We start from the raw sequence: 11,637 nt of genomic DNA on the forward strand, positions 1-11,637 counted from the left end.
GCTCGTGGAGGCGGTTGATTTTGTGATCGTTGATGGGGTGGGTTGAGGATACATGTAAAAACCGGTCACAAAGGAATTTCGAAGGGGAGATTTCTTGGAACTAACGGGCCTGGCCGGCGCTGTTGCATAAATACGCTTCAGGCGTATATTCCGGCTGATATTTCCTTCAATGAAGATTCACTTCATGCCGTTTAAAGCCAATGCTGATCGCCGACATAAGTTTGCCAAAGCCAAATACAAAGTGACGAACTGGTCGAAATATAATGAAAGCTTGCGTCGTCGCGGCGATGTTACGGTTTGGATTGAAGAGAGCGCTGCCAAGGCTTGGTTTGCACCGGCGTTGTTGCAGAACTCTACTTTAGCTTACAGCTTGCCCTTACCCGCTTAACTCAGGTCGCGATGATCCGCTCAAACGTCGCACGTCCGAGGGCGGCCATTGTGTTGAGGACGGAGACATTGATCCTGGCTTCCGTCTTCTGGTTTTCAAACTCACGGGACCTCAACGCGGTCCCGAATATCTGTTTATATCGCCCCATCAAGGTCTCGCCTCTTGAGCGCCGCCCGTAGCCGGTTTGCTTCTGCCACCCCATTCTGCCATGTTTCTCAATGGCCAATATATCTCGATCACGAGCAGTGGGAACAGTCTCAGCCTCAGGGCTGGGGACGGCTGTTTTGGGCGGCGGTATGATGACCTCGACACCGTCATGGCCCAATGGGCACATAGCTGATGGAGTGGATGCTCCCTCTACCGGGCATCTAAGCATGCCATAGTGATGTTGATGACGTCAGCAAGGAAGGGGGATCTCATGGGTGAGGTTCATTTTATCGGGATTGATCTGGCTAAAACAGTTTTTCATTTGCACGGTGCTGGGAGGGACGGAACCGTCATTTTCCGGAAAAAGCTTAGCCGCAGCAGAGTTCTCGAATTTCTTTCAAAATGGGATAAATGCACAGTGGCAATGGAAGCGTGCGCGACTGCTCACTTCTGGGGCCGGGAGATAGCCAAGCTCGGACATGAAGTGAAATTAATTCCACCTGTCTAGGAGAGCACCACAAAGCGTGGGGTATTTGCTGTTTTAGGCCATTGTGTCAGTGCTGGATGTATTCTCCCCAAAAGCGCTGGTTGAAAATTCCCCACTTTTTCAGCTTTGACTTTTGTTTGAAGGGGCATGCCCCTTCAAACAAAAGTTGGCCAAACTCTCCTCTACGTTCCTGTTGGAAAGAAGGGGTGTGGAGGAGTGGTCAATCTAGGGAAGATCGTAATGATCCATAATTTGAAGCAGCAGGGACTGTCTGTAAGTGCCATAGCGCGCAAAGCCGGGCTGGATAGAAAGACGGTCAGCAAATACTTACACCAAGGCCTTGAAGCTCCTGTCTACGGCCCCCGCCAGCGTGACGGGCGTGTACTGGAGGAATACAAAGGCTATTTACTTGAGCGACTGGAGCGGTTTCCCGGTCTATCTGCCCGGCGCTTGCTTCGTGAGCTGAAGACACTGGGGTTTAAGGGCGGTTACTCCACTGTAACGGAATATCTTCGCCTGATCCGTCCAGCTCCTCCGCATGCATTTGAACGGCGCTTTGAGACAGCACCAGGCCAGCAGGCACAGGTAGATTTTGCTGAGTTTCAGGTGGAGTTCACCAGTGAACCAGATGTGGTGCGAAAAGTCTTTTTGTTTTCAATGGTGCTGAGTAATTCACGGTTTTTGTGGGGGCGCTATTGTGCCAATCAAAAACTAGAGACAGTCCTGCGTTGTCATATCGCGGCCTTTGAGGTCTTCGGCGGAGCGACACTGGAAGTCCTGTATGATCGCATGAAGACAGCCGTTCTGGGAGAGGAGCCAGATGGCACTGTTCTTTTTAATCCTGCTCTTGTCGCTCTTCTGGACCATTATGGCGCTCAGCCGGATGCCTGCCAGCCCTACCGGGCCAAAACCAAGGGCAAGGTGGAGCGGCCATTTCGTTACATCCGGCAGGATTTCTTCCTTGGTCGTACGTTCCGCGATCTGGACGATCTTAATGCCCAGTTCACACGCTGGTGCAAGGAAATTGCCAATGCCCGTGTTCATGCCACCACCAACCGTGTGGTGGGCGAGGTCTTTGGAGAGGAACAGCCCGCTCTGATCCCTTTGCCAGCGCACCCTTATGATGCTGTTTTACTGGTGGAGCGGCGGGTCACGCGTGATGGCATGGTCTCCGTTGGAGGTAATCTTTATTCAGTGCCGGACACCGTTAAGAAACGGATGGTCGAAGTCCAGCATCACCCGCAAGAGGTGCGCATCTATGAAAACGGTCAGCTCATCGCCACCCATCCGGTCATGGAGGGAAAGAACCAGCGCCGGGTTGATCCATGCCATCGCAAGGCTCCTCCACGGGCAACACAGCGCCGTCGTCTGGCTGCGGAGCCAACCAAACACAGCGGTGTAAACCAACGCCCACTGGAGTTCTATGAAGCGGTAGGCCAACGACTTGCCAGTACTGGAGGTAAGCCATGAGTTCGCTCAGTAAACGCATTCAGTCTTCACTGGTAGGCTTAAAAATGCCGCGGGCTTTAGAGGTGCTCGACCACACGCTGAGCCAATTGGAACAAGGGGAACTCACGGCACTGGAGGCCCTGGATTCTCTGCTCAATGAAGAATATTCAACACGCGAGGGCCGCCGTATCGGCGTCGCCCTGACGACAGCGCGGCTTACTCCGATAAAAACACTGGAAAGCTTCGACTTTACCTTCCAGCCCTCGCTGGACAGGGATCGCATCATGGCTCTAGCCGAACTGGAGTTCATCACTCGCAATGAAGTGGTACACTTTCTCGGTCCACCTGGTACAGGAAAGAGCCATCTGGCAACTGCTCTTGGGGTTGCAGCCGTTAAAGCGGGTAAACGGGTGTATCGCATTGCTTTAGCTCACCTCATCGAAGCCTTGGCAAAAGCTGAAAAAGAAGGGCGGTTGACTGAGAAACTACGCTTCTTTGCACGAACTTCACTGCTAATCGTCGATGAAATCGGTTATCTGCCAATTACCAATGGGGGAGCAAACTTGTTCTTCCAGCTCGTCAATGCCAAATATGAAAAGGGATCCATGATCCTCACCTCAAACCGTGGCTTTGCGGAATGGGGGGAGATCTTTGGTGATCGCGTTATTGCCACAGCCCTTCTCGATCGGCTTTTGCATCATGCCGTCGTCATCCAGATCGAAGGTGCTAGTTATCGGTTGCGCAGCCATGCGGACCTCATGCCAGAGCACGTACGGGCTAACGCTTCAATAGCTCCACCTCCACCACCAAAACGACGCGGCAGGCCACCCAAAAAGGAGAGTTAGACCCACAGAAAAGGCTGGTCACCAAATACTCAAACTGAGGACTTTCCGTCCAGCACATGTGGGGAAATTTGACTCAGCATTGACACATTGATGCGACGGCGTTAGGATGGCTTCACTCGGGGAAATTATCCAGCTCAAAATCCGCCTTTTAGGGATCAGCCCGATGATCTGGCGCCGGATCCTTGTTTCATCATCGACCACCCTGCACGAGTTGCACGGGATTTTACAGGTGGTGATGGGGTGGGATGGCATTCATCTGTTTCAGTTTGATATTCGGGCCGTCGACTATGGTTCTTGGGAACTACATATGGCGCGCCCGGATAATTCGCTGTGCGACTTCGGATTTCGCCGGAATGACCGGTTTTTCTACATCTACGATATGGGAAGTTACTGGCGACACGAAGTCCGTGTTGAAAGCTTATTGGATACTGATCCCAAGAAGTTCTATCCAATTTGCACCGGTGGAACAGGCGCTTGCCCACCGGAGGATTGTGGAGGAGCGAGCGGGTTTCTAGTGCGCCGGGATGAGGCCAATGGCTATGACGCGTGGCGGAACGTGTCAACGACTTTGAGACAGTGGCATTTGGACTTTAAGCTTGATTTTCTTTCTCTGACTTTGGTGGATTGATCCAGACGGCCGTCGGGATTTGAGGTGGTTTTGGCTGTTTTAGTACGAAGCGCTCGGGTGTACTGATGAACGCAGCCTCGAGGGTTGCTTGGCGTGCGGCATAGACTGCCTCGGCCTGTCCAAAGTGAACCTGATCAGGGGTCATGAGTCCGATGCCTGCATGATGGTGTTGCTCGTTGTACCATGCAAAGAATCTGCGACAAAAGTGGCGGGCTTGCTCGATGGCTTCAAACTTCTTGGGAAATTCGGGCTGATATTTTAGCGTCTTGAAGTGGGCCTCTGAGAACGGGTTGTCGTTTGAGGTATGGGGTCGGCTGTGGGATTTAAGCACACCAAGATCCACCAGCATCAGGGCAGTTGTCTTTGCCTTCATTGGCCCGCCACGATCGGCATGTAATGTCAGTTGATCGCGTTGCACAGCATGCTTTTCCATTGCATCCATGAACAGTTCCTTGAACTGGCTGGCGCTTTCGGCCTGCTCAATGCGCCAGCCAACAACACGGCGGCTGAAGATGTCCAAGATGACATAGAGATAGAAGTAAGACCATTTCACTGGGCCCATCAGCTTGGTAATATCCCAAGACCAGACCTGATTGGGAGCTTCGGCTAGAAGTTCCGGCTTTTGATAGACAGGGTGCGTGCGCTGACGGCGACGCTCAATGACTTCGCCCTGAGCGGCCAATATCCGATACATCGTGCGGATCGAACACAAGTAGGTGCCTTCATCCAGTAAAGTGGCGAATACCTCGGTGGGGGTCTGGTCGGCAAACCTGGGCCCACGCAGATGATCTAGTACCCGAGTCCGTTCATTTTCCGGCAAGGCACGCGCTGAAGGGGGGCGTGGCTTTACCGCGCGTGGCGGAGCAGCCAATGTAGCGCGATGGCGAAGAACGCTTGCCCGCGACAACGAGAGCGCGGAGCAAACAGCGGAGGTCAGGCCGCTGCCTGAGGGCAGAGCAATCGCGACGGCCATCATGACTTGCCGCTGCGCTCTGGCGTCTGCTCCATCTCGTCCAACAATGTCGCCACTTTTTTTTGGATTGCAAGGATGGCTTCCGCCTGGTCCAGACGCCGCCGTAGTGCTGTAACTTCACGGTTAGCCTTGGCCAGTTCGGCCTGTAATGGGTTGGCGGGTGCTTTTTGTGGGCCACGGTGACGCGGCTGCAATGCTCCCAATGAGCCTGCAGCGCGCGCCCGACGCCAATCCGTTAGCGCAGAAGAATAAAGCCCTTCGCGCCGTAGTATGGCTGTAACACCACCTGTGTCTGCTGCTTGGTCCGTCTCATCCAGAATGCGTAGTTTGTATTTGGCTGTGAAACTCCTGCGTTTAGGGATCGCAGTCAGCTCGGCTGTAGGCTGCACTGGCGCTGCCACCATGCGGGCTGGCGGTGGCGTGGGCACAATATCATCAGGCCCAGTATCGGCTGAAAGCGGTGTCTGTGAAGGCATAACCATGGGGTCGTTCTCCTACGCCATCAAGTGTAAACTTTGGCCAGTGGAATGTCTCACGCTTATTGGCACGGAGGGTGGCGAGACTTGGACATCTTATCTGGCTTTGCGAAAGACCTTCTAGACTGTCGTGACACGGAACGAAGTCTGAGTGACCTGGACTTGGAGGAACTGCAGTTTGCCGTAGACCGAGTGAACAGCCGGGAGCCTTTCACATCCTGGCGTTTTTCACGCAAACAGTTGAATGCTTATTTTCGGGAGGGACGACATCGGGAGTTGATGCACCAGCAGTTGATCTGACCTGTCCAGAATCGAGCGATTTTGAACAAGTCGCGGGGCTCTGTTCAAAACTTAGCTTGACGGGGTATAGGACACAGGTAACATTACGGACACCTATTTCTTTACAGTGCACTGAGCCGATATGTCCAGAATATTTGCCTACGCTAGGGTGTCGACCTCCGACCAAGAAACACAAAACCAAGTCGCGGAGATTGAAGCGGCTGGGTTCAAGGTCGAACCACACCGCATTGTTACAGAAACTATCTCCGGGTCTGTATCCATTGCGCTACGCAAAGGTTTCGCCAGTTTGCTGGAGAAGCTGGAACAGGGGGATGTGCTTATTGTCACCAAGCTTGATCGGCTTGGTCGCGACCCTCCGTGCCAATAAGTGTGAGACATTCCACTGGCCAAAGTTTACACTTGATGGCGTAGGAGAACGAACCCATGGTTATGCCTTCACAGACACCGCTTTCACCCGATACTGGACCTGATGATATTGTGCCCCCGCCACCGCCAACCCGCATGGTGACAGCGCCAGTGCAGCCTACAGCCGAGTTGACCGCTATCCCTAAGCGGAGAAGTTTCACAGCCAAATACAAACTGCGCATTCTGGACGAGACGGACCAAGCAGCAGACACAGGTGGTGTTACAGCCATTCTACGGCGCGAAGGGCTTTATTCTTCTGCGCTAACGGATTGGCGTCGGGCGCGCGCTGCAGGCTCATTGGGATCATTGCAGCCGCGTCAACGTGGCCCACAAAAAGCACCCGCCAACCCATTACAGGCCGAACTGTCCAAGGCTAACCGTGAAGTTTCAGCACTACGGCGGCGTCTGGACCAGGCGGAAGCCATCCTTGCAATCCAAAAAAAAGTGGCGACATTGTTGGACGAGATGGAGCAGACGCCAGAGCGCAGCGGCAAGTCATGATGGCCGTCGCGATTGCTCTGCCCTCAGGCAGCGGCCTGACCTCAGCCGTTTGCTCCGCGCTCTCTTTGTCGCGGGCAAGCGTTTTTCGCCATCGCGCTACATTGGCTGCTCCGCCACGCGCGGTAAAGCCACGTCCCCCCTCAGCGCGTGCCTTGCCGGAAAATGAACGGGCTCGGGTACTGGACCATCTGTGTGGGCCCAGGTTTACCGACCAGACCCCCACCGAGGTATTCGCCACTTTGCTGGATGAAGGCACCTACCTCTGTTCGATCCGCACGATGTATCGGATACTGGCCGCTCAGGGCGAAGTCATTGAGCGTCGCCGTCAGCGCACGCACCCTGTCTATCAAAAGCCGGAACTTCTAGCCGAAGCTCCCAATCAGGTCTGGTCTTGGGATATTACCAAGCTGATGGGCCCGGTGAAATGGTCTTACTTCTATCTCTATGTCATCTTGGACATCTTCAGCCGCCGTGTTGTTGGCTGGCGCATTGAGCAGGCCGAAAGCGCCAGCCAGTTCAAGGAACTGTTCATGGATGCGATGGGAAAGCATGCTGTTCCACGCGATCAGTTGACATTGCATGCCGATCGTGGCGGGCCAATGAAGGCAAAGACAACGGCTCTGATGCTGGTGGATCTTGGTGTGCTCAAATCCCACAGCCGACCCCATACCTCAAACGACAACCCGTTCTCAGAGGCCCACTTCAAGACGCTGAAATATCAGCCCGAATTCCCCAGGAAGTTTGAAACCATCGAGCAAGCTCGCGACTTTTGCCGCAGATTCTTTGCATGGTACAACGAACAACACCATCATGCAGGCATCGGACTCATGACCCCTGATCAGGTCCACTTTGGACAGGCCGAGGCTGTCTATGCCGCACGCCAAGCAACTCTCGAGGCTGCGTTCATCAGTACACCCGAGCGCTTCGTACTAAAACCGCCAAAACCACCTCAAATCCCGACGGCCGTCTGGATCAATCCACCAAAGCCAGAGAAAGAAAATCAAGCTTAAAGTCCAAATGCCACTGTCTCAAAGTCGTTGACACGTTCCGCGATGCCATTGATGTGTCCAGCACTGTGGCACGGCTTGAGCAACTTGGCATTCGCGTTCACTGCCTTGCTCTGGGTGGAGTGGATCTGACGAGTTCCGCCGGAAAGCTCACCATGGGTGTGATCAACGTAGTCGCCCAGTTTGAGCGCGACCTTTTGATCGAGCGGACACAGGCTGGTTTGGCGCGCGCAAAATCAGAAGGGAAGACTCTGGGACGCCCACCCGCTCTGTCTGGTGAACAACAAGACATCGTACGCCAAAGGCTGGCCAATGGAGAGAGCATCTCTGCTATCGCACGGGACATAAAGACCAGCCGGCAAACTGTCATGAGAGCTCGGGATGCTGCCGGGTAAGAAGGGCGAGTAGAGATGGACATTCAGGTAAAGATAGCGATTACCGCCCCAGATGGGGAGATACATGAATTTAACATTGCCGCTTTTGAAAAGGGGCATGTAGACGCCGCCGAAATCGGACTGACCATTGAGGAAAGCAAGGAGCTTTTGGTGAAACTGCAACGGGAAATTGTTGCGGCCCAAACAGCGGCGTTTTGCGCTGCACGTTCAACTTGCCCAAGTTGTGCAGCTAGACTTAGGCGAAAAGGCAGCAAGCGTATTCAATATCGAACCGTCTTTGGCGATATCACCATAAACAGCCCACGCCTCAATCATTGCGGATGCCAGCCAGGGTCTGCCCAGACCTTCAGCCCACTGACAGAACTACTGCCCGATCATGTCGCGCCGGAAATGCTCTGGCTGGAAACAAAATGGGCCTCGCTGGTCTCATATGGCATCACAGTAGATTTGCTTAAAGACGTACTGCCAATCGGGAAGCGTCTGAATGCAGAAACCGTACGCAGGCATTTAGGGCGTGTTGCAAGCCGCATGGAGGCTGAGTTGGCCGACGAGCGGTACAGTTTTATCGAAACCTGTGCCTTTGATCGGGAACACCTGCCAAACCCGGAAGGCCCGATCACGGTTGGCATCGATGGCGGATATGTGCGATCGCGCGAAAAGGGCCAATCTCATTTTGAGGTCATGGTTGGCAAATCCATCCCCACAGACCAACCAGATCGTTACCTTGGCCTTGTGCAAAGCCATGATGAAAAACCAAAACGGCGATTGCATGAAGTCCTGAAAGAACAGGGTTGGCAAGAAAATCAGCAAGTCACATTTATGACCGATGGCGGCGAAACTGTCATCAATATTGCCCGTAATATGGCCCCTGCGTGTGAACATCTTCTGGACTGGTTCCATGTCACGATGCGCATCACCGTGATGGGGCAATATGTCAAAGGCCTTGCCCATCTGAACTCGAATGAGGCCGGGGAGATGGCCAGTGCGCTTCGTCAGATCAAAGGGTATCTATGGAATGGCAATCTGCATGATGGGCAGGCGGCCATAGATGATTTGGTCATGGACCTTGACGAAATCGAAACGGAATACGCCAGCATTAAGGCCCTACGAAAAGCAGCAGCCGAATTCCAGACTTACATAGCCAACACCGCCTGGATGATCCCGAACTATGCAGAACGACGACGTTACGGCGAACGTGTTTCTACCGGCTTTGTCGAAAGCACTGTCAATACCGTTGTCGGTAAGCGGTTTTGCAAACGCCAGCAGATGCGCTGGTCAAAAACCGGTGCTCATCTCATGCTGCAAACCCGGACACGCACGCTGGATGGCACACTGCGCACAAAGTTCCTGCAATGGTATCCCGGCATGAAACCAGACGGGGAAGCCAAAATGGCAGCCTAATTGCCCCACGCTTTGTTGTACTCTCCCACCCTAGGCCCTATGGGCACATAGCTGAATGAGGATGTTAACCCCACTCGAATTAATGTCGGTAGGTCAATAGGATACGGTCATGTGAGTATATTTTACACGTATCCTCAACAGACCCCATGTAGACTGTGGTTTAAGAAGCTGACTGACTTCTTTTTTCACGTGAAGGCGGGGAAAATTGGTTACCCAGGAGTAGGGAAATAGTTTTCCTGAGCTAGGGGTGATGAATGACCATCTAAGTAACGTATATCGAAGTACCGTATCTTCTAAGTAGCGGAATGAACGAATATACAGGTAGGGAAAAATGTTGCCCCACCATGACGCCCTAGCGAACTTGTTTGAACCTCGTGATCCACCTACTGTTAAGTTGAAAGCGAGGTTGCAATGACACAAGCAAACAAGGAAGTAATTCCTTTTACTGGAACTGCAGGTACGAAGAGTAAAAAGCAATCATCCACAGAGAGGATCTGGGGGAAGGATGTGTGTTCCCATGGATATGCGGGCGTACCCTCAATCCTTATTAGGTGCCAACAGCGTTTGGGGCTGAACCCTACCCAGATGAACATAATTCTTCAGCTGTTGAACTATTGGCATGATCCGCGACGCAAGCCATTTCCGCGAAAAAAAGAGCTTGCTGACAGAATTGGCGTTACACCAAAGACAATTCAAAACAATATTAGGGCTTTGGAAGTTGCTGGATTGATTAGGCGCGAGCAACAAAAAACAGCGGCAGGTGATTGGGGTAGCAATATCTATCATCTCGATGGGCTAGTCGAAAAGGTGAAGAGCTTCGAGCCAGAGTTCACAAAAGAAAGAGACGAGAGAAAGGCTAAGAAGGAAGAACTTGAAACGCCAAAAGGTAAGCGCAAAAGTAGTTGAAAAATAATTTACCCCGGCCGCGTGCATAAGCAGAGACGGTACCGGGGTGTACAACACTTATATACGCTAGGTAGGGAAAATAATCAAGGCAATGTGTGAAGTGCTGCAATATCAAGGGTTTGAGACTGCTTTGTCACTGGAGAGGTTCGGTCGTTACCTAGAGTGGGCAGGTGGTGATAGAGAGAAGGCAATCTTGTTGTATTCTCTTAATACTCGGATCTCGGAAGCTTTTTATCCATCTCTGCAGATGTTGGAAGTGTCGTTACGTAATCGTATTCATACAGTAATGACAGACTTATATAATAATAGATGGATCTTTGATGAAAGATTGATTTTGAATGCTCGCCATCAAGAACAAATAGCTAGTGCTCGAGAGGATATAAAAGAGAGCAAAAAAGAGGAAACTCCTGACAGAGTTGTAGCTGAGCTTACTTTCAGTTTTTGGACCGCCATGTTAGGTCCAAGTCATGACGCCCTCTGGAATCAAGGGCTTCATAAAATTGCAAAAAAAGCTGATGGCAAAGGTCTTCGTCGTAAGGATTTGTCTTCTCCCCTTACTCCGATCCGGGTACTACGCAATCGCATTGCTCACCACGAACCTATAATCGCTTGGAACTTGAGAAAGCATCACAGCAACATACAGAATATTATTCTCTGGCTTTCTCCTGCCGCCCATGACTGGTGCAACGACCACTGCCGTTTTAATGCTGTTTATCCTACCCAGCGAATTGAGCTTATCAAGTGAAGCTACGAGCTAGAGGTTCCCATTACTCGCTTTCGACCCCTCTAGAGCACCAATAAGAAATAATCGCATTACGTGACATGCCACGGCGTCAGACCATGCTTTTCGCTGTAGGCCCCATCGGAAGGTTTGTGCGTAGAATCCAGTTAAGGAGGAACGTACGTATAGCGAACAATGATATAGGACCACGCAATAAAACTGTTGCCGAACAACAGGTTGCAAAGACGAGGCATTTTAAGCCAATTTATGATCTTGGGCAGGCAACTCTACCTGTCTCAAAATCGACCGTTATAGAGGCATAAGCCGCCGAGCCTTGCCAAGTGTCAAAATGACCCGTTATTGTGTCTCTAAACCTGTCTTTTTACGTTCTCCGTCCTAAAACTGACGTTAGACCTTTAAGAGAATTTAGACCAGCAGCAAGGTTTCTCATTTGTTCTCCCTTAGCGGGATCGTACGCACAAACCTTCCGACTGGGCCTTAATGGGGTTAAGTCCGGCTCAGTGCAGGATAGTACGTTTAGGTTTACCCTGCACTGCTTGTCTTAAAACAAAAAATGTCATCCAAGGGTGACAAAAATGACAGTCACA

8 protein-coding genes and 5 pseudogenes are annotated in these 11,637 nt (G+C 52.0%); 11 read left to right on the forward strand and 2 right to left on the reverse strand.

The window, feature by feature from the left end; translation table 11 throughout:
• Positions 1–184: 184 nt before the first annotated feature.
• A pseudogene (locus BLS62_RS32040) lies at positions 185–304 on the forward strand (IS5/IS1182 family transposase); the annotation flags it as partial.
• Between the two features lie 85 nt (positions 305–389).
• Here BLS62_RS32040 and BLS62_RS03560 read toward each other — a convergent pair.
• Positions 390–764 carry a hypothetical protein gene (locus BLS62_RS03560; protein WP_143521497.1) on the reverse strand — a complete coding sequence of 125 codons (375 nt, stop codon included), beginning with the start codon at positions 762–764 and terminating at the stop codon, positions 390–392.
• A 42-nt stretch (positions 765–806) separates the two neighbouring features.
• Between BLS62_RS03560 and BLS62_RS03565 the strand changes: the two are divergent.
• From BLS62_RS03565 to BLS62_RS03580, 4 genes and pseudogenes are all read left to right on the forward strand, one after another.
• Positions 807–1,037 (forward strand): annotated as a pseudogene (locus BLS62_RS03565) (IS110 family transposase); the annotation flags it as partial.
• Positions 1,038–1,238: 201 nt separating this feature from the next.
• Positions 1,239–2,492, forward strand: a complete 1,254-nt coding sequence (gene istA / locus BLS62_RS03570) for an IS21 family transposase (RefSeq protein WP_093176930.1) — start codon at positions 1,239–1,241, stop codon at positions 2,490–2,492.
• A complete protein-coding gene (gene istB, locus BLS62_RS03575; protein WP_093175407.1) occupies positions 2,489–3,316 on the forward strand; it encodes an IS21-like element helper ATPase IstB in 828 nt (275 codons plus the stop codon). The genes istA and istB overlap by 4 nt, the downstream gene beginning before the upstream one ends.
• Before the next feature lie 106 nt (positions 3,317–3,422).
• Positions 3,423–3,944 carry a plasmid pRiA4b ORF-3 family protein gene (locus BLS62_RS03580; RefSeq protein ID WP_093177152.1) on the forward strand — a complete coding sequence of 174 codons (522 nt, stop codon included), beginning with the start codon at positions 3,423–3,425 and terminating at the stop codon, positions 3,942–3,944.
• On the opposite strand, the gene BLS62_RS03585 is transcribed toward BLS62_RS03580, so the two are convergent.
• A protein-coding gene (locus BLS62_RS03585; protein ID WP_093177155.1) for an IS3 family transposase occupies positions 3,907–5,399 on the reverse strand; the annotation gives its coding sequence in 2 pieces (ribosomal slippage) (positions 3,907–4,970 and positions 4,970–5,399; 1,494 coding nt in all). The genes BLS62_RS03580 and BLS62_RS03585 overlap by 38 nt on opposite strands.
• 415 nt (positions 5,400–5,814) lie before the next feature.
• Here BLS62_RS03585 and BLS62_RS03590 point away from each other — a divergent pair.
• The 6 genes and pseudogenes from BLS62_RS03590 to BLS62_RS03620 all read left to right on the forward strand — a co-directional run.
• Positions 5,815–6,045: pseudogene (locus BLS62_RS03590) on the forward strand (recombinase family protein); the annotation flags it as partial.
• Positions 6,046–6,224: 179 nt separating this feature from the next.
• A pseudogene (locus tag BLS62_RS03600) lies at positions 6,225–7,609 on the forward strand (IS3 family transposase); the annotation flags it as partial.
• A gap of 38 nt (positions 7,610–7,647) precedes the next feature.
• Positions 7,648–8,001 (forward strand): annotated as a pseudogene (locus BLS62_RS03605) (recombinase family protein); the annotation flags it as partial.
• A gap of 15 nt (positions 8,002–8,016) precedes the next feature.
• On the forward strand, positions 8,017–9,402 hold the full coding sequence (locus tag BLS62_RS03610; protein WP_093177164.1) for an ISKra4 family transposase: 1,386 nt from the start codon (positions 8,017–8,019) through the stop codon (positions 9,400–9,402).
• A 411-nt stretch (positions 9,403–9,813) separates the two neighbouring features.
• On the forward strand, positions 9,814–10,308 hold the full coding sequence (locus BLS62_RS03615) for a helix-turn-helix domain-containing protein (protein ID WP_093177166.1): 495 nt from the start codon (positions 9,814–9,816) through the stop codon (positions 10,306–10,308).
• 91 nt (positions 10,309–10,399) lie between these two features.
• Positions 10,400–11,053 (forward strand): Abi family protein, encoded by a 654-nt coding sequence (locus BLS62_RS03620; protein ID WP_093177169.1) that lies wholly within the window; start codon positions 10,400–10,402, stop codon positions 11,051–11,053.
• Positions 11,054–11,637: the final 584 nt, after the last annotated feature.

Origin of the sequence: Pseudovibrio sp. Tun.PSC04-5.I4 (assembly GCF_900104145.1) — a bacterium.
GTDB lineage: Bacteria > Pseudomonadota > Alphaproteobacteria > Rhizobiales > Stappiaceae > Pseudovibrio.

Excerpts from the sequence above, each read along its gene's own strand:
- BLS62_RS03610 (WP_093177164.1), top strand. The coding sequence starts at position 8,017 with ATGGACATTCAGGTAAAGATAGCGATTACCGCCCCAGATGGGGAGATA.
- BLS62_RS03615 (WP_093177166.1), top strand. The coding sequence starts at position 9,814 with ATGACACAAGCAAACAAGGAAGTAATTCCTTTTACTGGAACTGCAGGT.
- BLS62_RS03560 (WP_143521497.1), bottom strand. The coding sequence starts at position 764 with ATGCTTAGATGCCCGGTAGAGGGAGCATCCACTCCATCAGCTATGTGC.
- istB (WP_093175407.1), top strand. The coding sequence starts at position 2,489 with ATGAGTTCGCTCAGTAAACGCATTCAGTCTTCACTGGTAGGCTTAAAA.
- BLS62_RS03580 (WP_093177152.1), top strand. The coding sequence starts at position 3,423 with ATGGCTTCACTCGGGGAAATTATCCAGCTCAAAATCCGCCTTTTAGGG.
- BLS62_RS03620 (WP_093177169.1), top strand. The coding sequence starts at position 10,400 with ATGTGTGAAGTGCTGCAATATCAAGGGTTTGAGACTGCTTTGTCACTG.